This window comes from Pseudophaeobacter sp., from assembly GCF_039971195.1.
Lineage (GTDB): Bacteria > Pseudomonadota > Alphaproteobacteria > Rhodobacterales > Rhodobacteraceae > Pseudophaeobacter.
The window spans coordinates 38,566-59,842 of record NZ_JBDWPJ010000123.1 but is presented as its reverse complement, the minus strand read 5'-3'; the positions used below and the strand labels follow the sequence as shown (position 1 = coordinate 59,842).

20 protein-coding genes are annotated in these 21,277 nt (G+C 57.9%); 10 read left to right on the top strand and 10 right to left on the bottom strand.

Annotation, left to right across the window (positions count from 1 at the left end):
• Positions 1-7 precede the first annotated feature (7 nt).
• Together ABJP42_RS10955 and ABJP42_RS10950 are read right to left on the bottom strand one after the other, a co-directional pair.
• On the bottom strand, positions 8-547 hold the full coding sequence (locus ABJP42_RS10955; protein ID WP_348340345.1) for an HU family DNA-binding protein: 540 nt from the start codon (positions 545-547) through the stop codon (positions 8-10).
• Positions 548-720: 173 nt separating this feature from the next.
• Positions 721-1,176, bottom strand: a complete 456-nt coding sequence (locus ABJP42_RS10950; protein WP_348340344.1) for an Lrp/AsnC family transcriptional regulator — start codon at positions 1,174-1,176, stop codon at positions 721-723.
• 131 nt (positions 1,177-1,307) lie between these two features.
• On the opposite strand from ABJP42_RS10950, the gene ABJP42_RS10945 reads away from it, so the two are divergent.
• Positions 1,308-2,360 carry a Leu/Phe/Val dehydrogenase gene (locus tag ABJP42_RS10945; protein WP_348340343.1) on the top strand — a complete coding sequence of 351 codons (1,053 nt, stop codon included), beginning with the start codon at positions 1,308-1,310 and terminating at the stop codon, positions 2,358-2,360.
• Positions 2,361-2,478: 118 nt separating this feature from the next.
• Here the strand turns inward: ABJP42_RS10945 and lon are convergent, their stop codons facing one another.
• Positions 2,479-4,893 carry an endopeptidase La gene (gene lon, locus ABJP42_RS10940; RefSeq protein ID WP_348340342.1) on the bottom strand — a complete coding sequence of 805 codons (2,415 nt, stop codon included), beginning with the start codon at positions 4,891-4,893 and terminating at the stop codon, positions 2,479-2,481.
• Positions 4,894-5,263: 370 nt separating this feature from the next.
• On the bottom strand, positions 5,264-6,394 hold the full coding sequence (tgt, locus tag ABJP42_RS10935; RefSeq protein ID WP_348340341.1) for a tRNA guanosine(34) transglycosylase Tgt: 1,131 nt from the start codon (positions 6,392-6,394) through the stop codon (positions 5,264-5,266).
• A 181-nt stretch (positions 6,395-6,575) separates the two neighbouring features.
• On the opposite strand from tgt, the gene ABJP42_RS10930 reads away from it, so the two are divergent.
• From ABJP42_RS10930 to tpiA, 8 genes are all read left to right on the top strand, one after another.
• Positions 6,576-7,466, top strand: coding sequence for an SPFH domain-containing protein (locus ABJP42_RS10930; protein WP_348340340.1), 891 nt, complete (start codon positions 6,576-6,578; stop codon positions 7,464-7,466).
• On the top strand, positions 7,466-7,753 hold the full coding sequence (locus ABJP42_RS10925; protein ID WP_348340339.1) for an NfeD family protein: 288 nt from the start codon (positions 7,466-7,468) through the stop codon (positions 7,751-7,753). Before ABJP42_RS10930 ends, ABJP42_RS10925 begins: the two co-directional genes overlap by 1 nt.
• Positions 7,754-8,248: 495 nt before the next feature.
• Positions 8,249-8,749, top strand: a complete 501-nt coding sequence (locus ABJP42_RS10920; protein ID WP_348340338.1) for a hypothetical protein — start codon at positions 8,249-8,251, stop codon at positions 8,747-8,749.
• Between the two features lie 27 nt (positions 8,750-8,776).
• Entirely contained in the window at positions 8,777-9,271 is a 495-nt protein-coding gene (locus ABJP42_RS10915; RefSeq protein WP_348340337.1) for a hypothetical protein, read from the top strand.
• A 189-nt stretch (positions 9,272-9,460) separates the two neighbouring features.
• On the top strand, positions 9,461-9,823 hold the full coding sequence (locus ABJP42_RS10910) for an SUF system Fe-S cluster assembly protein (RefSeq protein ID WP_348340336.1): 363 nt from the start codon (positions 9,461-9,463) through the stop codon (positions 9,821-9,823).
• Between the two features lie 116 nt (positions 9,824-9,939).
• Complete coding sequence (locus ABJP42_RS10905; RefSeq protein ID WP_348340335.1) at positions 9,940-11,166, top strand: glycerophosphodiester phosphodiesterase family protein; 1,227 nt, start codon at positions 9,940-9,942, stop codon at positions 11,164-11,166.
• A gap of 135 nt (positions 11,167-11,301) precedes the next feature.
• Positions 11,302-11,661, top strand: a complete 360-nt coding sequence (locus tag ABJP42_RS10900; protein WP_348340334.1) for a HesB/IscA family protein — start codon at positions 11,302-11,304, stop codon at positions 11,659-11,661.
• Between the two features lie 117 nt (positions 11,662-11,778).
• The gene (tpiA, locus tag ABJP42_RS10895) at positions 11,779-12,528 is read left to right on the top strand and encodes a triose-phosphate isomerase (protein WP_348340333.1); all 750 of its coding nucleotides are present in this window, start codon (positions 11,779-11,781) and stop codon (positions 12,526-12,528) included.
• Between the two features lie 140 nt (positions 12,529-12,668).
• Here tpiA and ABJP42_RS10890 read toward each other — a convergent pair whose 3' ends face one another.
• The 5 genes from ABJP42_RS10890 to ABJP42_RS10870 all read right to left on the bottom strand — a co-directional run bounded on the left by ABJP42_RS10890 (position 12,669) and on the right by ABJP42_RS10870 (position 19,194).
• On the bottom strand, positions 12,669-14,087 hold the full coding sequence (locus tag ABJP42_RS10890; RefSeq protein ID WP_348340332.1) for a TRAP transporter large permease: 1,419 nt from the start codon (positions 14,085-14,087) through the stop codon (positions 12,669-12,671).
• On the bottom strand, positions 14,087-14,767 hold the full coding sequence (locus ABJP42_RS10885) for a TRAP transporter small permease (protein ID WP_348340331.1): 681 nt from the start codon (positions 14,765-14,767) through the stop codon (positions 14,087-14,089). Before ABJP42_RS10885 ends, ABJP42_RS10890 begins: the two co-directional genes overlap by 1 nt.
• A gap of 145 nt (positions 14,768-14,912) precedes the next feature.
• Positions 14,913-15,914: a DctP family TRAP transporter solute-binding subunit gene (locus ABJP42_RS10880; RefSeq protein ID WP_348340330.1), complete on the bottom strand. Its 1,002-nt coding sequence runs from the start codon at positions 15,912-15,914 to the stop codon at positions 14,913-14,915.
• A gap of 311 nt (positions 15,915-16,225) precedes the next feature.
• Positions 16,226-17,458 (bottom strand): sigma-54-dependent transcriptional regulator, encoded by a 1,233-nt coding sequence (locus ABJP42_RS10875; protein WP_348340329.1) that lies wholly within the window; start codon positions 17,456-17,458, stop codon positions 16,226-16,228.
• Positions 17,455-19,194, bottom strand: coding sequence for an ATP-binding protein (locus ABJP42_RS10870; RefSeq protein ID WP_348340328.1), 1,740 nt, complete (start codon positions 19,192-19,194; stop codon positions 17,455-17,457). Before ABJP42_RS10870 ends, ABJP42_RS10875 begins: the two co-directional genes overlap by 4 nt.
• Before the next feature lie 89 nt (positions 19,195-19,283).
• On the opposite strand from ABJP42_RS10870, the gene ABJP42_RS10865 reads away from it, so the two are divergent.
• Positions 19,284-20,471: a cytochrome P450 gene (locus tag ABJP42_RS10865; protein WP_348340327.1), complete on the top strand. Its 1,188-nt coding sequence runs from the start codon at positions 19,284-19,286 to the stop codon at positions 20,469-20,471.
• Between the two features lie 253 nt (positions 20,472-20,724).
• Here ABJP42_RS10865 and ABJP42_RS10860 read toward each other — a convergent pair whose 3' ends face one another.
• Positions 20,725-21,192, bottom strand: coding sequence for an Lrp/AsnC family transcriptional regulator (locus ABJP42_RS10860; protein WP_348340326.1), 468 nt, complete (start codon positions 21,190-21,192; stop codon positions 20,725-20,727).
• Between the last annotated feature and the right edge of the window lie 85 nt (positions 21,193-21,277).

Sequence of the window (21,277 nt, the reverse complement as noted above, 5' to 3'; positions counted from 1 at the left end):
CTTCGCTTTAACTCGTGGCAAGAGGAGGAGTGGCAGAATTTTCAGCCGGTGGGCTACTTTCTTGTTCCGCTGCGTTTTGCTCCAAAGGCTGGCGCAGCCGACAGATATGAATGGTGCCATTGCTGCGGGTTTCACTGCGGTTGAGATGCAGTTTGCCAAAGGGCCTAAGATTGAGATCACGCCCCTGAGCAACGGTTTCCCCGAGCACAGCCAGCAGGGCTTCTACCACCGGTTTGGCGTCTTTTTTCTTGATGCCAGAACGCAGAACCGCCGCGTCAATCAGCTCTTTCTTGTTCATCGGTGGCTGTTTGAGCTCAGGCTCTGCGGCCTTCACCACAACAGGGCTAGGCTGTTGACCCGCTGCCAGAGCGGAGGGGGGGGACACTTGGTCTGGGGTCGAAAGAGACAAGGGAGATCCTTCTGGTGCCTGTTTGGGGGGGCTGGCGGTCTGGAGCCGCGCCTTGATGGCCGATTTTGACGGCAGGGTCTTGCGGGCTGTGGGCTTTTTGCCGGTTGCCTTGTGGCTGAGTGTCTTACTGCTTGCCATGATGCGCCTCATTTTTGTTTTTGCTGATCCATCATCACGGGCAAGGCTAGGCCCCCTGGGGGCGGAAGGCCAGAGACATGGTTAACAAAAGGTTAATCTGTGACTTTTCCCGCGCCCTACCCGGTTTCGACCGGGAGCAACCTCAATCCATGCAAGGCCCAATGAACGCTTGCTCAGACCTGTGGCAGGGCCTGCCGCGCGATCATAGTGCGCAGGGTGAAACTGGAGCGGGTGTTGCGAATGCCGGAAACCCGCATCAAACGCTCCTCCAGGAAGCGATCAAAATCGTTGAGATCCTGCGCCACCACGCGCAGCAAGATATCGCGGGTTCCGGTCATCAGGTAGCATTCCATCACCTGATCAAAGGTGCTGATCGCGCGTTCAAAATCCTGCAAAGCGTCAGTGGATTGGTTTTCCAACTCAACCGCCACAAAGATCGTCACCGGCAGGCCCAGCTTGGCCTGATCTACCCGCGCAGAATAGCCGCTGATCACACCGCGGTCTTCCAGTATGGCAACACGCCGAGCACAGGGGGTGGGTGACAGGCCTACCCGCTCTGACAGCTCCGCCATTTTGACCCGCCCATCAGCCTGCAAAATCGCGACAATCCTACGATCAATGGCGTCCATAGTGTTTCCCCCAGCCAAGGCCCTCCCTGTAGCAGAAATCTTCAACTTGCTCAATCAAGGCGGTCAATTTTGGAGAAAACCTCTGTGGGAGCTGCGGTATCCTACCGCTTCATCCAGGAGGAGCCATCACAATGACAGTCACCGCCGTCGCATCAACGACACATGAAGAGATCTACCGCGTCGAAGCGCGCGCCCATGGGTTGGTTGGCTTTATTGCCCTGCATTCCACCCAGCTGGGACCGGCGGCAGGAGGGTTGCGGATGCGCCCCTATGCCAGCGAAGCAGACGCGCTGGAGGATGTGAAACGGCTGAGCGAAGGCATGACCTATAAGAACGCCGCGGCGGGTCTGGCTCTGGGCGGTGGCAAGGCAGTGATCATGGGCGATCCGGCGAGCCAAAAGACCCCAGAGCTGCTGCGCGCCATGGCACGGGCCATTCAGGGCCTGAAGGGGCGCTACTACACCGCTGAAGATATGGGCATGAGCCCAGCTGATATGGCCATTCTGGCGCAGGAAACCCCCTATGTGGCCGGTCTGGCCGAAGGTGAATTTGCTAGTGGCGACCCCTCCCCCATCACCGCACGAGGGATTTTCAACGCTATCCGCACCACCCAGGCCCACAAAAGCGGCAGTAAGGATCTCACAGGTCTCACCATTTCGGTTCAGGGACTTGGTCACGTGGGCTGGTATCTTTGCGAGCTGCTGAGCGAGGCTGGTGCAAGCCTGATTGTGACCGATGTCAATCAGGCACAGGTCGCCAAGGCGACACAGGCCTTTGGGGCCAAAGCCGTCGCACCGGATGCGATCTATGGCGTTGAGGCCGATATCTTTGCCCCCTGTGCCATTGGCGGCATCCTCAACGCTCAAACCATCCCACAACTCAAGGTCGCTGTCGTCTGTGGCGGCGCCAACAACCAGTTGGCCAGTCCGGAGGATGCTGTGGCTCTGCATGATGCCGACATTCTTTATGCGCCGGATTTTGTTGCCAATGGCGGCGGTATCATCAATGTCGCCACCGAGATCGAGCGGATAACCAATCGCTCCGCCTATGTGGCAGAAAAGCTCCGTGCCCTGGATCTCACCTTGAAGACCATCCTTGCCCAAGCCAAAGTGGAAGATCAAAGCCCCGATGCGGTGGCGATCAGCACGGTTCTGGCCAAAATGGCCAGACAAAACGCCGCCTAATCCGGCTACTCGCATAACAAAGGAGCCCTGCAAAAGGGCCAGAACGGAAGAGACCTAAAAAAGGGCGACCCAGATGGGCCGCCCTTTCTTTTATCCGATGTGCAAAAACTGCAGGATCTTAGTGGGCAGGTGTCCCTGAGCTGCGCGCCTGCGCTTCCAGGGCGGCCTTGGCTGCAGCAGCTTCTTCTTCTGCTGCCTCGTCCCACTCGATCGCCTCTGGCTGGCGCACCAGTGCATGTTCCAGAACCTCAGAGACATGGCTGACGGGAATGATCGTCAGACCTTCTTTGACGTTGTCTGGGATCTCTGGCAGGTCCTTGGCGTTCTCCTGAGGGATCAGCACGGTTTTGATACCCCCGCGCAATGCGGCCAGCAGCTTTTCCTTCAGCCCGCCAATGGCCAGCGCATTGCCGCGCAGGGTGACCTCGCCGGTCATGGCGATGTCCTTGCGGACCGGGATCTGCGTCAGCACCGACACGATAGAGGTCACCATGGCCAGACCCGCAGAGGGACCATCCTTGGGGGTGGCACCTTCAGGCACGTGGACGTGGATATCCCATTTGTCGAACTTGGGTGGCTTGACGCCGATCTTGGGCGAGATTGAGCGCACATAAGAAGAGGCTGCCTCGATGGATTCTTTCATCACATCGCCCAGCTTACCCGTGGTCTTCATCCGACCCTTGCCCGGCAGGCGCAGCGCCTCGATCGACAACAGTTCGCCACCGACAGATGTATAGGCCAGCCCGGTAACCACACCGATCTGATCTTCCTTCTCGGCCAGACCATAGCGATACTTGGCAACGCCCAGGAATTCATCGAGGTTGTCAGAGGTCACCTTGACGCTCTCAACTTCCTTTTTGACAATCTTGGTCAGCGATTTACGCGCCACCTTGGCGATTTCACGCTCCAGGTTCCGCACGCCTGCCTCGCGGGTATAGACGCGGATGATATCCTGTAGGGCCTCATCGCTCATCTCGAATTCCTTGGCCTTCAAGCCATGGTTTTTCACCTGCTTGGAGACCAGATGCTGCTTGGCGATCTCGCGCTTTTCGTCCTCGGTATAGCCAGACAGAGGGATGATCTCCATCCGATCCAGCAGCGGCCCAGGCATGTTGTAGCTGTTCGAGGTGGTCAGGAACATCACGTTAGAGAGATCATATTCGACCTCCATATAGTGATCCACAAAGGTGGAGTTCTGTTCCGGATCAAGCACTTCCAGCATGGCAGACGCCGGGTCGCCCCGGAAATCCTGGCCCATCTTGTCGATCTCATCGAGCAGGATCAGCGGATTTGTGGTCTTGGCCTTTTTCAGCGCCTGGATGATCTTGCCCGGCATCGAACCGATATAAGTCCGACGGTGGCCACGGATCTCGGACTCGTCACGCACGCCACCCAAAGAGATGCGAATGAATTCGCGCCCCGTTGCCTTGGCCACGGATTTTCCAAGCGAGGTTTTACCAACGCCGGGAGGGCCAACGAGGCAGAGGATTGGGCCTTTCAGCTTAGCCGAGCGTTGCTGCACCGCAAGATATTCAACGATGCGCTCCTTGACCTTTTCCAGACCATAGTGATCCGCGTCCAGGATTTCCTGCGCCTTTCCCAGGTCCTTTTTGACACGCGATTTTACGCCCCACGGAATGCCCAGCATCCAGTCGAGGTAATTGCGTACAACAGTGGCCTCCGCCGACATCGGCGACATGTTCTTGAGCTTTTTCAGCTCGGCATCGGCCTTTTCACGGGCTTCTTTCGAGAGCTTGATGGCAGCGATTTTTTCTTCCAGTTCGGCAATTTCGCCAGCCCCTTCTTCGCCGTCACCCAGCTCCTTCTGAATGGCCTTCATCTGCTCATTCAGATAGTATTCGCGCTGGGTCTTCTCCATCTGGCTCTTGACCCGAGTCTTGATCTTTTTCTCGACTTGCAGAACGGACATTTCGCCCTGCATCAGCCCATAGACCTTCTCCAGCCGCTCAGAGATCGACAGGGTTTCCAGCAGCTCCTGCTTGCGGTCGACCTCAATGCCGAGGTGGCCGGCCACCAGATCTGCCAGTTTGGCAGGCTCGGCGGTTTCACCAACAGCCGACAGCGCCTCTTCGGGGATGTTCTTGCGCACCTTGGCATAGCGCTCGAACTCGTCGCCCACGGTGCGCACCAACGCTTCGATTGTGGTGGCATCACCAGGAATCTCAGTGAGATATTCGGCGCTGGCTTCAAAATAATTTTCGTTTTCCAGAAACTCGGTGATCTTCACCCGTGCATGGCCTTCGACCAGCACCTTTACGGTGCCATCGGGAAGCTTCAGCAGCTGCAGCACATTCGCCAGAACGCCTGTGGGGTAAATGCCATCGGTTTGCGGTTCGTCCTCGGCAGGATCCATCTGGCTGGACAGCAGGATCTGCTTGTCATCGGCCATCACCTCTTCGAGGGCGCGCACAGATTTCTCCCGACCCACAAACAGCGGCACGATCATATGTGGAAAGACCACGATGTCGCGCAACGGCAGTACGGGATAGGAGGAATTAAGCGGCTCTTTCATACTCGGTCCTTTACTTGGCAAGACCGCCAGACCCCAATTTTTGGCAGTCGCGGCAGTCTCCTCTTCGGAAGTCATTATCTGGTGCAGCAGTTAACATATTTCAACCACCGTGCCTCAAAGTTGGGGGATACATTGCCCGTCACATCGGCGAACCACAAGAGCCGTTTTGGCAAATCAGCAGCAAATGCTCTTCCCCGCCTCCAGCCAAGCCTGCACCGGTTTGCGTGCAAAATATGGCCCGCAGCCGGGACCTAAGTTCACCGAGACAAATCTTCGCCGGTTCATGAACCGTTCAACAGCAAGATTGGATGTCCGAATTTGGTAAAATGCGACACAGAAACCTCCGTGCAAAAAGAGGCCTGCTGCCGCCTCAAAGCGGCGCGATATCGCCTTCAGCACGCATGGCGTGGAAGTCCTGCTGCCAGGCCTCAAATGTCCCTGCCGCGATGGCTTCGCGCATGCCTGCCATGATGTCCTGGAAGTAATGCAGATTGTGCCAGGTCAGCAGCATGCCAGAGATCATCTCGTTGCTGCGGAACACATGGTGCAGATAGGCGCGACTGTATTTTGAGCAGGCCGGGCAGCTGCACCCTTCATCCAAGGGGCGCGGATCGTCTGCATGGCGGGCGTTTTTGATATTGACCACCCCGTGCCGGGTAAAGGCCTGGCCGGTGCGTCCCGAACGCGAGGGCAGCACGCAGTCCATCATGTCAATACCACGCGCCACGGCGCCAACGATGTCATCGGGCTTGCCCACGCCCATCAGATAGCGCGGCTTGTCCTCTGGCAGCATATCGGGCGCATAGTTCAGACAGTCAAACATCGCCTCCTGCCCTTCGCCCACAGCCAGGCCGCCAACGGCATAACCATCAAAACCGATATTTTTGAGCGCCTCAGCGCTCTCTTCGCGAAGATCTTGCTCCAACCCGCCCTGCATGATGCCAAACAAAGCGTGACCAGGGCGATCGCCAAAGGCCTCTTTGGAGCGTTCTGCCCAACGCATCGACAGGCGCATGCTCTCGGCAATGCGGTCGCGGTCGGCAGGCAGTGCCGGGCATTCGTCAAAACACATGACGATGTCAGAGCCCAAGAGCTTTTGGATCTCCATCGAGCGTTCCGGCGTCAGCTCGTGTTTGGAGCCGTCAATATGGCTTTTGAAGGTCACGCCTTTCTCAGTGAGCTTGCGCAGCCCAGCGAGGGACATCACCTGAAACCCGCCCGAGTCCGTCAGGATCGGACGGTCCCAGTTCATGAACTTATGCAAACCGCCCAGCCGGTCGATCCGTTCCGCCGTAGGGCGCAGCATCAGATGATAGGTATTGCCCAGCAGGATATCGGCGCCGGTCTCGCGCACGCTTTCCGGCATCATCGCCTTGACAGTCGCAGCGGTGCCAACCGGCATAAAGGCCGGGGTGCGGATGTCGCCGCGTGGGGTGGAGATCACCCCGGTGCGGGCCTTGCCATCGCGGGCTTGCAGATCAAAGCTGATTTTCGACGCCATTTTCATCTCCTTCGACAGCAGAACCCGGCGCGTGTGCCTGATTGCGTCGCCTTTGACAAGCCTCAAGCCATCTTGCCAGCCCGCCACGGGCAGACCATACATAACATAAGACACAATCTTGAAGTCCCGCAGGCGGGATCCCATATGTATGCAATAGTACACAGTTATTTAGGAGACCCCGATGAACGAAGAGATCCTCATTGGTCTAATTTCACAAAATGCAATCTACCTGCTTGGGGCGATCTTCCTGATCGTCATCATCTTCAAAGGTGTCCACATCGTTCCCCAATCCGAGAAATTTGTGGTTGAGCGTTTTGGCCGCCTGCATTCGGTGCTCGGGCCCGGTATCAACTTTATCGTGCCTCTGCTGGATAGCGTAGCGCATCGCATTTCGGTGCTGGAACGCCAGCTGCCCAATGCCACCCAGGACGCCATCACCAAGGACAATGTGCTGGTGCAGATCGACACCTCGGTGTTCTACCGCATCCTTGAGCCGGAAAAGACCGTCTACCGGATCCGCGACGTTGATGCCGCCATTGCCACCACTGTGGCTGGCATTGTGCGGGCTGAGATCGGCAAGATGGACCTCGATGAGGTACAATCCAACCGCTCACAGCTGATCGGGCAAATCCAAACTGCTGTTGAGGATGCCGTGGATGACTGGGGCATCGAAGTGACCCGCGCCGAGATCCTCGACGTGAACCTCGATCAGGCCACCCGTGACGCCATGCTGCAGCAGCTCAACGCCGAACGGGCGCGGCGCGCCCAGGTGACCGAAGCCGAGGGCAGTAAACGTTCGGTAGAGCTTTCCGCTGAGGGCGAGCTTTATGCCGCCGAACAGATCGCCAAGGCCCGCCGCATTCAGGCCGATGCCGAAGCCTATGCCACCGAGGTCGTCGCCAAGGCGATCCGCGAAAACGGCATCGAGGCGGCGCAGTATCAGGTCGCTCTGAAACAGGTCGAGGCGCTGAATGCGCTTGGCAATGGCGAAGGCAAACAGACCATCGTGCTGCCGGCCCATGCAATTGAAGCCTTTGGCGATGCCTTCAAGCTGCTGAAAGGTGGCAAATAATGGAACAGTTCACCGCCTATTGGGAGCTCTGGTGGGTCTGGTGCGCCGCCGCACTGGTGCTCGCCATACTCGAGGTTCTGGCCCCCGGCTTTGTCTTCCTCGGCTTTGCCTTAGGCGCTGTGGCCTGCGGCCTGCTGCTGGCTGTGCTTGGCAGCGGTGCCCTGGGCCTTCCGGCGCTGCTCTTCCTCTTTGCGGCTTTGTCGCTGATCTCCTGGCTGCTGATGCGTCGCTTTTTTGCCCTACCCACAGGGCAGGTGAAAAACTTCGATCACGACATCAACGACTAATGCGCTTTGCATAAAGCATTAATGCTGCCACCCCACGCTGAGCCCGAACGGCCTGAAAGGGGTGGCTTTGCAAGGCCAGAGGGCGATTGCTCGGAAGTGGGGAACCTGCTCTGCCTGTCTCGCTTTGATCTATCACTTCGGCAAGCACCACAAAGTCGGAACAATGCCCTCAGATAGAGGCAGTGTTGGTACTTATTTGGCTGTCACGAAGACGTCGCTGGTACTCCAGTGAACTCTTGGGAGTCTTCGGTGTCAAATCTCGCCTACGTTTCTAAGCCTCAAACCGGTCAGGTCTGCCCCCCCTTGCAATCTGGCACCATTGACTACGCGGCTTAGAAGGGGGATGCTTTTCAGGAAAAGTTTCTAATAAATGTTTGGTTTCTTGAAATCTTGCCAGTCAAAACCGGGTCTTCTCTTTGCGCACCCTCAAAGTGAACCTATTTTGGGGTCGTTTTCTTTCGCTGGTTCTCACCTTCACACAGGACAGTTTCACCAATGAAAACCGCTTTATTTGCCCTTATGCTCCTGCCGCTGACAGTGCAACCTGCACAAGCACAATCCTGGTCGGGCACGGATTGGCGTTCACCGCGTGGTCTGCACTCGGCATCGATCTCTGTTCAAAAAAATGAATTTGGATTGGCTATCAACTGTGATGAAACCGCGCAAGTGACCCGAATTCTTCGACTTCTTTTCTCGGGTCCGGCTTTGCCTCGCCTTTATGGCCGAGACGGTCAAGAAGAAACCCTTCTGCTGAGCTTTGATGAGGGAGCCCACACCCGAGAATGGCAGGTCTACTATTTCGACGGCGGTTTGGGAGATCAGGCATGGATAGGAGAGCTTGGCTCCACAGATGAAGCACTTTCGGCCTTGGCTAATGCCCAAACAGTTTCAATACTGAACACAGATAGGGAGTTGATCTACGTTTTCCCGGCCAAAGGCACCTCGGCTGGAGTTCAGCTTCTTCGTGAAACCTGTGGTCTTGGAGCAAACTGGTGAAGCTGAACCCTGGGCTGAGGACCTGATATGAAATCGCACCATATTTGCGCTACCTGCAAAACACCAACAATGGCGTTCAGGGAACGGAAGATGGGAGTCTACTCTTCTATCTATTGTTATTCTTGCAACAGCTGTGACAGCGCTGTTCAGCTAAAACCTAAAGCATCTATCGGAGTGGACATAACTGTCGGCGGGCTGGCTTTGGGGTTTTGGTGGATCATCCTGAACCATGGATCGGGGTCACCCAGCACCATAGAGCTTGCAATCATGGGGATCGCACTCCTTGCCTATGCTTGGCTGTGGGTCCCTGAAGCCGCAAAACACTGGCTATACCCGGCAGAAGAAAACTCAGATGATGTTACAGATGTCTCTTTACCACAAGAGAAAGGGTTCAACCGTGCAGTTGGACGGTTTGAAGTGGTCGGATTGCTAGGCGGCTTGTTGGCACCAATTGTTTTGATCGTGGCTGTACTTGGCGTGGCCACGATCATTGGTTACATCAACTACAGCTTTTTTGAGTAGTTTTCTGCCGTTTCGCCTTACCCATTTTGCATGAGACACTTCAGTGCAGCGAAAAGACGGAGCCAGGAAAACAGCGAGAAGAAGATTCAGCGCATATCCTTCTACAGGCAGACAGGTTCTGCCTATCCCTCTGGACCTCCCTTCACAGTTTCCCTATATAAACAGTCGGATTAACTGTCAGGGATCGACATGACCAACGCTTCCGAACCGCTCGAAGGCACGCCGCTGATTGCGCCGTCTTCCGTTGAACACCCTCTTTTTGATCAGGTGACCGAGGCCTGCAAATCGGTCTATGACCCTGAAATTCCGGTCAATATCTATGAGCTCGGCCTGATCTACACCATCGATATCAACGCCGAGAACGAGGTGCGCATCATCATGACCCTCACCGCGCCGGGCTGTCCCGTTGCCGGTGAAATGCCCGGCTGGATCGTCGATGCGGTCTCCCCTGTGCAGGGCGTCAAGGATGTCGATGTTGAAATCACCTGGGAGCCGCCCTGGGGCATGGAAATGATGTCGGACGAAGCCCGGCTCGAGCTGGGCTTCATGTAAGACCGGACGGGCGCCAGCGCCCCAAAGAGGTCACAAAAGCTTCACCGGATCGCGGCAAAGGTTTTACCTTTCGCCGCGATTTCTCTTTTGAAAATCAACTTCTTTGGAGAGATCTTTTGCGCACCACCCTTGCTCTCACGTTCACCGTCCTCACCCTTGCCCCAGCGGCCTTTGCGGGTATTGCCGCCGCCTCTGAGGCTGGCCTCAGCTATGGCCCCCGCCCGGCCTATCTGATCAGCCTGCTGCCGGAGGGTGATTTGAAATCCAAGCTGCAGTCCTGCGCCGCCCAGGAGCCTGCCCGCAGCACCTTCTCCATCGGCCATCGCGGCGCACCGCTGCTGTTCCCCGAACATACCGTACAGTCCAATGTGGCTGCCGCGCAGATGGGAGCTGGCATTCTGGAATGTGACGTGACCTTCACCAAGGATCTGGAGCTGATCTGCCGCCACGCGCAAAACGACCTGCATACCACCACAAATATCCTGACTACCGATCTCGCCGAGACCTGCATCACGCCTTTCTCTCCTGCTACCGGCGACACCCCGGCCACAGCCGAATGCCGCAGTTCAGAAATCACTCTGGCCGAATTCCGTACTCTGGCACCCAAAATGGACAGCTTTGACAAGACGGCCACCACCGCAGCAGCCTCGCAGGGCGGCGTCGCTTCCTGGCGCAGCACCCAATACGCGGATGGTGCCACCTCCATGACCCACGCCGAAAGCATCGCCCTGTTCAAATCCCTGGGCGCCAAATTCACCCCTGAGCTGAAATCCCCGGCAGTCGAAATGCCCTTCAACGGCTTCTCGATGGAAGACTACGCTCAGAAAATGATCGACGAGTATAAATCCGCAGGCGTCCCCGCCTCGGATGTCTGGGTACAGAGCTTTGACCTTGATGTGGTGAAATACTGGATCGAAGCCGAGCCGGAGTTTGGCAAACAGGCGGTCTATCTGGATGGGCGCTACAGCGGCGCGGCACCGCTGGATCCCAACAGCCCCGACAGCTTCAGCCCAAGCATGCAGGAGCTAGCAGATATGGGCGTAAACTACATCGCGCCGCCGATGTGGTTCCTGGTCACACTGGAAGATAGCAAGATGGTGCCCTCCGCCTATGCCAAGGAAGCCAGGGCCGCCGGGCTCAAGCTGATCACCTGGACCTTGGAACGTTCTGGCCCGCTGACCACTGGTGGCGGCTGGTACTTCCAGACCGTGCAGCCCGCCGTCCACAATGCCGCCAGCTACTATGAAATTCTCGATGTTCTGGCACAGGATGTGGAGATCGAAGGCATCTTCTCGGACTGGCCCGCCACGGTGACCTATTACGCCAATTGCATGGGGCTTTAAGCCAGCTTAAACCTGAAACTTCTAGGATTTTAAGCGGGCCACATCCCCCTTGTGGCCCGTTTTGCCATGCACTGCCCCTTGAGCCTGCGCCCTCACGGGCCTAGATAAGGTATAACGCGCGTATCGGAGACACTCATGTTCGGCATTCCCGGCAAACAGGCTGTGACAATCACCCCGCGGGCTGCGGCCCAGATCAGCAAGCTGATGACCAGCGGCGGCCATGCTGGCCTGCGCATTGGCGTCAAAAAGGGCGGCTGTGCCGGCATGGAATATACCATGGAATATGTCGACGACCCGGACAAAAACGACGAGGTGGTCGAGCAGGACGGTGCAAGAGTGTTGATTGCCCCGATGGCGCAGATGTTCCTCTTTGGCACCGAAATCGATTACGAGACCTCGCTCCTGGAAAGCGGTTTCAAGTTCAACAACCCCAATGTCTCAGAGGCCTGCGGCTGTGGCGAATCCATCAGCTTCAAAGATGTGCCCAGCCTGTAGCCGCGGCTGATTGCTCTCACAGCAAAGACCAGGACCAAACGCCTTTTCTTTGTCTCATTGCCCCGCCCTGCCCCCGGTGCTACCACTTGCTCCGACACAGCAAGACGGGAGCGACAGATGCGGCAGAAACTGGCAGCGGGCAATTGGAAGATGAACGGCACAGGCGCAGACTTGGTCGAACTCAAGGCTTTGGCCAAGGCGCAAAGCACAGCAAAGTCAGAGATCCTGATCTGCCCCCCCGCAACCCTGCTGTCACGCGCCGCTGAACTCACTAGGGATAGTGCAGTCTCATTGGGGGCGCAGGACTGCCACGCCGCCAATTCCGGCGCCCATACTGGCGATCTAGCCGCTGTGATGCTGAAAGAGGCCGGTGCCAGCACTGTGATCCTTGGCCATTCAGAACGCCGCGCCGACCACGGGGAAACCAGCGCGATCGTGGCCGCCAAAACCACTGCCGCTTGGGCAGAGCAGCTGACCGCAATTGTTTGCCTTGGCGAAACCCTGGCAGAGCGTGAGGATGGCAGCACCCTTAAAGTCATCGGCAACCAACTCGCCGCCTCCCTGCCCAAAGGGGCCACTGGAGAAAACACCGTCATCGCCTATGAGCCGGTCTGGGCCATCGGCACCGGCAAGGTGCCAAGCTTGGCACAGATTGCTGAAGTCCATGATTTCCTGCGCGCCGAACTGACCACCCGCTTTGGAGCTGAGGTCGCCAATGCCATGCGCCTGCTCTATGGCGGCTCGGTCAAACCCGGCAATGCCGCAGAAATCTTTGCCACCTCCAATGTCGACGGTGCCCTCGTCGGCGGTGCCAGCCTCAAATCTGCAGATTTCTCCCCCATCATCCAAGCCCTGGACGCCAGTTAAACACCGCTGCTTTCATTTGGCCCAAAATATCCCGGGGGAGCGCCTCTGGGGCGCGGGGGCAGCGCCCCCTCGTTCCTTCTCCCAAAAGAAAAACGCCCCGGTTTTATCTGGGGCGTTTTCATTTCTCACATAGCCTATCGCTAATTGGTTATGATCTCCGGTCCCATCAGGGCATTGGGGATCATAGTGCTGAGCCATGGAATGTAGGTCACCATGATCAGGAAGACAAAAAGCACCGCCAGGAACGGCAGGGCCGCACGGACAACGGCCATCATTGGCATGCCGGCAACCCCAGAGGTGACAAAGAGGTTCAGCCCAACCGGCGGCGTGATCATCCCAATCTCCATATTGACCACCATGATGATGCCAAGGTGAATGGGATCAATGCCCAGCTCGATGGCAATGGGGAAGACCAGCGGCGCCACGATCACCAGCAGGCCGGAAGGTTCCATGAACTGGCCACCGATCAAAAGGATGACATTGACCACCACCAGGAACATCACCGGACCGAACCCGGCCGAGAGCATGGCATTGGCAATATGCTGCGGCACCTGCTCATCTGTCAGCACATGTTTGAGGATCAGCGCATTGGCGATCACAAACATCAAAGTGACCGTCAGTTTGCCCGCATCAAACAGCGCCTGCTTGGTGTCCGGATGGGCCCAGACCGAAAGCAGCGCCATCGGGGCCTGGAAGACCGAGCGGCGTGGGCGCTCTTCGGTTTCCGCCAATGGGCCCATATCCCGGTAGACAAAAGTCGCAACAAAGAAGGCATAGACCGAGGCCACAGCCGCGGCTTCTGTCGGGGTAAAGATGGCATCTTCTTTGTACAGACCCAGCTCTGCCGAGAACCAGGGGTAACCATAGATGCCGACCATGATGATCACGATCAGGAACAGCCCCCAGAAAGCCTCACGGAAGGAGGCCCCAACCTCGCCCCAGCCGGCCCATTTGCCCTTGGGCATATTCTTGATCCGGGCGATCACATAGATGGTCACCATCAGCATCAAGCCGGCCAAAAGGCCCGGAATAATCCCCGCAAGGAACATCCGCCCAACCGAGACATCCACCGAGGCCGCATAGACCACCATGACGATCGACGGCGGGATCAAAATGCCCAATGTGCCGGCGTTACAGATCACCCCGGCGGCGAATTCCTTGGTGTACCCAGCCTGACGCATCGCCGCGATGACGATGGAGCCAATCGCCACAACTGTGGCAGGCGAAGACCCGGAAAGGGCAGCAAACATCATGCAGGCAAAGACGCCGGCAATGGCCAGGCCGCCCTGGAAATGGCCGACACAGGCGATGGAGAAGCGAATGATCCGCTGCGCCACGCCCCCCGTCGACATGAAGGTCGAGGCAAGGATGAAAAAGGGAATGGCCAGCAGGGTGAAATGCCCCTCAAAGGCCTCAAACAGGGTGCCTGCCACAGAGGCCAGCGAACTGTCGGAATAGATCAGCAGGAACAAAACCGAGCTGAGCCCTAGTGAGACCGCGATTGGCACCCCAATCAGCATAAGGCCAATCACCATGGCAAAGAGGAAAATCACGTCCATTATTTTTCTCCCTCGGTCGCGCGCGCCCGGGCTTCGTCCAGTTCATCTTCGACTTCATGGCTGGCCACCAGCCGATCGGCATCGCCGCGCAACACCTGCAGGGCTGCCTGTGCAAAGCGGAAAACCAGCAAGAGCATCGATAGGGGCAAAACTATATAGGGCACCACTTTGGGCAGTTTTTCGTAGGAATCGCCGTAGTTGATCAGATCTTCCAGAAACCGGAAGGCGCCGATCATCGGCACATCCTGCACCTCGTAAAAGCTCTGGCTGCGGGCCTTCATGTCAAAACCGGTTGGAAACCAGCGCCCTGATGTGGGCGGCAGATCTGCAAAGACCGCCCAATAGTCATAGGCGCCTTTCAGCAGCAGCAGCGAAAACAGCAAACAGGCGCCCGCCGCGATCAGAGCGACCACTTTACGCGGCCCCGGCCCCAGAGTGTTGACGATCGCATCTACGCCAAGGTGGCTATGGGTCTTTACCGCATAGGCGGCCCCCAAAAGGACCAGCCAGGCAAACAGGAACACTGTCAGTTCCAGCGCCCATAGAATATTGGAATTAAAGGCAAAACGCGCGATCACATTGGCAAATGTGATCAAAGTCATTAGCCCCAAGAGCAGAGCAATAAGCGTTTCTTCCAACGAGTTGATAAACCCAGACGGGCCGGTTTTTGACACCGACATAATGGTCACCCCGATGATTTAAGAGAGAAAAGGTCAGGCGGCGGATCCCCGCGCCGCCTGGAATTCCGGGGCGGCATGATCTCGTTGGATCAGCGCCCCGGCTGTGACTGGCCTCAAGGACCAGGTCGGCGATGGTTTAACTGGTTCAGAAACCTGCGTTGATCGCCTGTGCGGCGTCGATCTTGTCCTGACCAACGTCGCCTGCGAACTGCTCCCAAACAGGCATCATGGTTTCAACCCAGGCCTGACGCTGAGTTGCGTCCAGGCTACGCACTTCACCACCGGCAGCCACGATGGCCTCTTTGGCCTCCTGGTTCACCTGAGCGGATTCGGCATTTCGGGTTGTGGTCACTTCGCCAAGGATCTGCAGGAACTGCTCGCGCACGGGCGCGTCCAGGCTTTCCAACCAGTCCACATTGGTCACCACCAGATAGTCAATGATGCCGTGGTTGGTTTCAGTGATACCATCCTGAACCTCAAAGAACTTTTTGCCGTAGATGTTGGACCAGGTGTTTTCCTGACCATCCACAACGCCCTGCTGCAGCGCGCCATAGACTTCCGAGAAGGCCATTTTCTGCGGCGAACCACCGATGGCTTCCATCTGGGCAACCAGCACATCCGAGGACTGTACCCGGAACTTCAGGCCATTGGCATCAGTGGGCGCCATAAGAGGTACATTGGCCGACATCTGCTTCATGCCATTGTGCCAGTAGGCCAGACCCTGCAAACCACGGCGCTGCATACTGTCCAGCAGTGCCTGCCCATCGGGGGAAGCCTGGAAGGCATCAACCGCGTTGATGTTCTTGAACATGAAGGGCAGGTCAAAGAGACGGAACTCTTTGGTGAATTTTTCAAACTTCGACAGCGAAGGCGCGGCCAGCTGAACGTCACCCTGCAACATGGCTTCAAGCACTTTGTTGTCATTGTAGAGCGTCGAGTTTGGGTAGACTTCCAGGCACATGGTGCCATTCATCTCGTCGTTGATCCGCTGTTCCAGCAGCGAGGCCGCAATCCCCTTGGGGTGCTTGTCGGTGTTGGTCACATGGCTGAACTTGACGACAATTTCGCCATCATCACAGGCCGCGCTGGCAGCGCCAGCGGTTACAGTCAGTGCCATCGCAGTGGCAGCAGCAGTTACAAATTTCATTTTGGATCCTCCCAAAGTTCTCCATATCTCCCACCACAGGCGGGAGCCTCTTCTTTAGGATTGCCAGTTGCGCGGCATTGCTCAAGTTTTGTTTCAAATTCATGATACTTGGACATTTTTGAAATAATTTACAAATGGTTACTTGAAATACCCCATAGCGCCCCCATGGCGGAAAAGACTGGCTGTGCGAAAATCCGCACAGGGTTTATGGAGCTTGTGCGGATTTCCGCACAGCGCAGTAGCCGCCCGCAGAGGCAAGGAATCGCCGACAAGTCTGGCCAAGAGCCGCGGATGGGCTTTTCCAATTTGGTTCAGGAACGCCGGTAGTCTTCGGGGCGAATGCCATAGCGGGCGAGCTTGTCATAGAAGGTTTTACGCGGCAGTTTCAGTGCCTCAGCCGCCGCTGCTGCCCGACCATTCTGCCGCCCTAAGGCGGCAATCAGCAAAGAGCGTTCCACCTGGGCCATCTGTTCGGCCAGACCAAGATCGGTGGCGCCGCTGACCTCATCCGGCATCCCTAGCACAAACCGCATGGCGGCTGACATCAACGAACGCGCATTGCCCGGCCAATCCTGCGCCATCAACCCGGCCAGATGTTCCTGGCTGATCTCTGGCGCTTCGATACCGGCCTGCTCCGCCGCCTGCGCCACATAGAGCCGGAACAGCACCGGGATATCTCCCGGACGCTCGGCCAGCGAGGGAATACGCACCCGTACCCCTTCCAGCCGGTAAAAGAGATCAGCGCCAAAACTGCCCGCTGCAACCAGCCCGGCCAGATCGGTGGTGCTGCCCGCAATCAGCCGTGTTTCACCGCCCTGCTCAATGCGCTCCAGAACCGCATATTGCAGCGGTTCAGAAAGGGCAGAGATCTCATCCAGAAACAGCGACCCCCCGGCAGCCTGATGCAGCAGATCCTCCAGATCGGCCGTGCTCAGCCCCGCCGAGGCAGATTTCACAAATGGCCCCTGCGCCCGCGGAGACATCAGGTGAATGACCTCGGCCACTTTGGAGATGCCACTGCCGGCAGGTCCGGCCACCAAAACTTCGGCCATAGTTGGTGCCACGGCGCGCACCCGGGCCCGCAGCTCATTTGCCTGCTGAGAGGTACCAAACAGCAGGCGAGCGGCCGGATCACCCTCTTCCAATTGCTGTTTGAAATCGCGATTTTCCAGCACCAGATGGCGTGTTTTGAGCGCCCGCTGCAGCGCCGTCAACAGGTCTGCCGTCACGCAGGGTTTTTCCAGAAAGCCAAAAGCCCCGCGCGACATCGCCTTAACCGCCATGGGGATGTCTCCCTCGCCAGTCAGCAAGATTACTGGCAGGTCCTCGTCTATCCCCTGCACGTAGTCCAACAGGTGAAACCCATCCCGCCCCGGCATCCGGATATCAGACAGGATCACGCCGTCAAACTCAGCGATGATCAGATCCTTGGCCGCCACAAAAGACCCTGCCGTCAACGGCTGCAAATCGTTCAGCTCCAGCGTCTGCGCCAGCGCTTCGCGCAGAGCGGCATCATCATCCACCACCAGGACCTTGCGTGTCATCTCTCGGCGTCCTCATTCCAGCGTTCCAGCTCGACGGTAAAAACCGCGCCCTGCGGGCTATTCACCCCCCGGATTTTGCCGCCAAAGCTTTGCAGCAACCCATAAGAGATCGACAGCCCCAGCCCCATGCCTTCGGAACTGCTGACCACCTTGGTGGAATAGAAGGGATCAAACATCTTTTCCGGCTCTTTGATGCCTGGACCGATGTCGCTCACCGAAACCGAAAGCCGCTTCTCCGCCGCCAGGGAAATGGTGATGGCCCGATTGTTCTGGTCCAGCATGGCGTCCGCGGCATTGTTGATAAGATTGACAAAAACCTGTGTCAGACGCACTTCCCCCCCCCAGGCATAGACCGGCTGCCCCCCATTGGGCGGGTGCCAGTCCAGCGTCACCGCATCAGTTTCCAGCCGCGAGGCTGTCAGCTCCACGGCCGTGTTGACCACATGCACCAGTTCCACCCGCGCCATGGGTTCATTCTCGTTGCGGGCAAAGGCGCGCAGGTTCTTGATGATCCGTGCCATGCGCGCTGACATGCTTGCAATCCGGGTGAGGTTTTCTCCCACCCGGTCGACCTGCCCGCGCTGCAAAAACGCATCGCCGTTTTCTGCATATTGCTGGATCGCCATCAAAGGCTGGTTGAGCTCATGACTGATCCCCGCCGACATCTGCCCCAGAGCCGAGAGTTTGCCCGCCTGCACCAATTCCTCCTGCGCCTTCTTGAGCGCGGCCTCGGCATCTTCGCGTTCACTGACTTCGCGGCGCAACTGGCTGTTGGTCGATTGCAGCGCGCGGGTGCGGGTCTCCACCCGACTTTCCAGCACCGCATTGGCCTCGGCCAGGGTACGCCGCCGCTCCATGGTCAGAAACAAAAAGGTGCCAAAAGCCAGACAAAGCGCAGCCAATGCCGCCGCCTGCAGGGTCGCCAATCGGCGGGCCGGGGCAACATCCACCAAGATCTGTCCGGTCAGGCCGATCACCGGCAGGCCCACTGTCAGATGCAGGGCACGTTTTGGCAGGTACTGGCTGCCAGACAATGCCCAGATCTGATGTCCGCCAGCGGCTGAAACCTCATAGGCAAGCTCTGGCTCAACAGGTAGCGCACCCTTGGACTGATCTCCGCCCTGCCGCCAAAACAGCAATTCTCGCCGGTTGGAGATAAAGACCTCGCCTTCGGCATTGGTAAAGAACACCGCAGGCAAAGAGCCGCGCCAGGTCTGTTCCACGTCCTCGACATCAGCGACCACCACCAAAACCCCTGAAATGCCACCGTCGGTGGTGAAATTTGGCGCTGCATAGAAATAGGCCCGCCGCGCCTTTTCCCCCAGTACTGCGGATCCCGTTCCCAAAGAGCCCCGCATAGCGCGCTGAAAAAAGAACTGATCCGAAACATCCCCCTGTGTTACCCCCTCCGCGGCGGCCAGTACCTGGCCAGTCGCATCGGCGTAAAACACATCCATAGCAGCCGTCTTGTCCGCCACCTCCCGCAGCAACTCTTGGGCCGCCGCCCGTTCAGCCTGGCTCTCCAAGCTTTCCAAGGCCGGGTGGTCCACCACCAGAACTGTCAGTTCCTGGTAGATCTGCAACTGGGTGCTGACCCGGTCAGAGGCCAGCGCCAGGTCTGCGGCACTGCGCTCGGCCAAAGAGTCCAGCGCCTGCCGATAGCCATAGACCCAGGTCGCTGCCCCGATCCCAGACACCACCAGGGCAAACCCCAGAAACACGACCCATCTCTGCATATTCTTGCGGCCCTCTCGTGACCCACCGTTCCAAGGCAGTGTAACAAGACAAGGCTTGCAAAGGCCAGCCATCAGCGCAATGACAGGGCATGAAGACAGTGCGCCAACCCCCCACCGATCCCGCCTTTGTGCAAGACCCTTACCCCTTTTACCAAAGGGGCCGTGACCAAGCTGGGCTGAACTATTGGCAGGACTACGCCATGCCAGCGGCCTTTCGTCGCGCAGCGGTGCATGCGATCCTGCGGGACCGCCGTTTTGGCCGTGAAATCCCGCCCGAGCTTGCCAAACCAACGCCCGACCATCTGGCGCCCTTTATGGCGGTAGAGGCCCATTCGATGCTCGAAGCCGAGCCGCCCCGCCATACCCGGTTGCGCAAACTGGTGATGCGCGCCTTTACCTCCCGCGAAATCAAGGCGCAGGAGGAGGGAATTGCCAGCCTTAGTCACCAGCTGATTGATGCCTTCCCCGATCCTGGCCAGCCCTTTGATCTGCTCGCGACCTATTGCACCCAGGTGCCGGTGATCACCATTTGTCGCCTGCTCGGCGTGCCCATCAAAATGGCGCCCCAATTGCTGGACTGGTCCCATGCCATGGTGGCCATCTATCAGGCCAGCCGAACCCAGGAGACCGAAATTGCCGCCGCCCGCGCTGCGCAAGACTTCAGCGCGTTCTTGGCCGCCTATGTGGAGCAGCGCCGCACGGATCCGAGCGATGATCTGCTCACCCGGTTGATCGCCGCCGAAGAAGAAGGTGACAGTCTCAGCACCGATGAGCTGATCGGCACCTGTATCCTCTTGCTCAACGCCGGGCATGAGGCAACCGTGCATGCTCTAGGCAATGGGGTTAAAACCATGCTGCAACAGGGCTGGGATCCCTCCTGGCTTGCCCCCGCAGGCATCGATAATCTGGTCGAGGAAATCCTGCGCTTTGATCCTCCGCTGCACATGTTCACCCGCTACGCCTATGAAGAGGTGGAGGTCATGGGCCATCGCTTCCAGCGCGGCGATCAGGTGGCGCTGCTCCTGGCCTCCGCCAATCGCGACCCGGCGGCCGAGGAAGACGCAGAGATCTTTGACCCAACCCGCCCAGCCCGCACCAATATGTCCTTTGGTGGCGGCCTGCATTTCTGCGTCGGCGCGCCTCTGGCCCGGTTGGAAATGCAGATCGCCCTGCCCATCCTGTTTGATCGCTGCCCGGATCTGCAACTCGCGGCCACACCGCAGTATAGCAACAGCTATCATTTCCACGGGCTCTGCCAACTGATGGTTGCTCGCTAGGCCCGCACCGCGGGTCAAGGAAGGCCAAAGGCCCCCGCGCGCCGCGCGGCTTGTCCTTGACGCGCAGGTCCTTTTTACACTCAAATGGCGCCTTTAGGGGCAGCCCGGCCCCTAAAGCGCTTCTCAGCCAAAGCGACCAGATGGCAAAGCCAGTGCAGCCCCTGTTCTGCGTCGCCTTGCAACAGGCTCAAATCAGCGCGCGGAAGCGCTCCGTTTGATCAGGTTTTTTTATCAGGTCTTCGCTCACAACGCCTCAGACCTCTAGGGGCAGCATGGTGGTGGATTTGATCTCTTCCATCGACAAAAGCGCCGTTACATTGTGCACCCGCACCTCCGAAATCAGCGCCTGGTAGAATTTGTCATAGGCCCGCGCATTCTGCACCCGCACTTTCAGGATATAGTCGATATCCCCGGCCAGGCGATGCGCCTCTTGCACTTCGGGGCGGTCGTTCAGTGCTTTTAGAAAAGCCTGCTGCCAATCCGCCTCATGCTCGGAGGTGCGAATGAGCACAAAGAAACAAGCCTCAAATCCCAAGGCCTCGGCATCCAGCACCATGGTCTGCTGGCCAATCACCCCCGCCTCGCGCAATTTACGGATCCGATTCCACACCGGCGTCTTGGAACTGCCCACTTGCCGGGCAATTTCGTCCAGCGATTGCCCGGCATCGCGCTGCAGCTCTGCCAGAATTTTCCGGTCCGTCGCATCGATCCGCACTGTCATTCTCGTTTCCCCTCTGTTTCAGGACCATTCTATCCGCTCCTACCGCCAGATGGAACAAATCATCTTATTTGTTCCGACATATAGC

Bases quoted from the DNA above. Each gene is read 5' to 3' on its own strand.
- ABJP42_RS10955 (WP_348340345.1), bottom strand. From the start codon at position 547: ATGGCAAGCAGTAAGACACTCAGCCACAAGGCAACCGGCAAAAAGCCC.
- ABJP42_RS10950 (WP_348340344.1), bottom strand. From the start codon at position 1,176: ATGGACGCCATTGATCGTAGGATTGTCGCGATTTTGCAGGCTGATGGG.
- ABJP42_RS10945 (WP_348340343.1), top strand. From the start codon at position 1,308: ATGACAGTCACCGCCGTCGCATCAACGACACATGAAGAGATCTACCGC.
- lon (WP_348340342.1), bottom strand. From the start codon at position 4,893: ATGAAAGAGCCGCTTAATTCCTCCTATCCCGTACTGCCGTTGCGCGAC.
- tgt (WP_348340341.1), bottom strand. From the start codon at position 6,394: ATGGCGTCGAAAATCAGCTTTGATCTGCAAGCCCGCGATGGCAAGGCC.
- ABJP42_RS10930 (WP_348340340.1), top strand. From the start codon at position 6,576: ATGAACGAAGAGATCCTCATTGGTCTAATTTCACAAAATGCAATCTAC.
- ABJP42_RS10925 (WP_348340339.1), top strand. From the start codon at position 7,466: ATGGAACAGTTCACCGCCTATTGGGAGCTCTGGTGGGTCTGGTGCGCC.
- ABJP42_RS10920 (WP_348340338.1), top strand. From the start codon at position 8,249: ATGAAAACCGCTTTATTTGCCCTTATGCTCCTGCCGCTGACAGTGCAA.
- ABJP42_RS10915 (WP_348340337.1), top strand. From the start codon at position 8,777: ATGAAATCGCACCATATTTGCGCTACCTGCAAAACACCAACAATGGCG.
- ABJP42_RS10910 (WP_348340336.1), top strand. From the start codon at position 9,461: ATGACCAACGCTTCCGAACCGCTCGAAGGCACGCCGCTGATTGCGCCG.
- ABJP42_RS10900 (WP_348340334.1), top strand. From the start codon at position 11,302: ATGTTCGGCATTCCCGGCAAACAGGCTGTGACAATCACCCCGCGGGCT.
- tpiA (WP_348340333.1), top strand. From the start codon at position 11,779: ATGCGGCAGAAACTGGCAGCGGGCAATTGGAAGATGAACGGCACAGGC.
- ABJP42_RS10890 (WP_348340332.1), bottom strand. From the start codon at position 14,087: ATGGACGTGATTTTCCTCTTTGCCATGGTGATTGGCCTTATGCTGATT.
- ABJP42_RS10885 (WP_348340331.1), bottom strand. From the start codon at position 14,767: ATGTCGGTGTCAAAAACCGGCCCGTCTGGGTTTATCAACTCGTTGGAA.
- ABJP42_RS10880 (WP_348340330.1), bottom strand. From the start codon at position 15,914: ATGAAATTTGTAACTGCTGCTGCCACTGCGATGGCACTGACTGTAACC.
- ABJP42_RS10875 (WP_348340329.1), bottom strand. From the start codon at position 17,458: ATGACACGCAAGGTCCTGGTGGTGGATGATGATGCCGCTCTGCGCGAA.
- ABJP42_RS10870 (WP_348340328.1), bottom strand. From the start codon at position 19,194: ATGCAGAGATGGGTCGTGTTTCTGGGGTTTGCCCTGGTGGTGTCTGGG.
- ABJP42_RS10865 (WP_348340327.1), top strand. From the start codon at position 19,284: ATGAAGACAGTGCGCCAACCCCCCACCGATCCCGCCTTTGTGCAAGAC.
- ABJP42_RS10860 (WP_348340326.1), bottom strand. From the start codon at position 21,192: ATGACAGTGCGGATCGATGCGACGGACCGGAAAATTCTGGCAGAGCTG.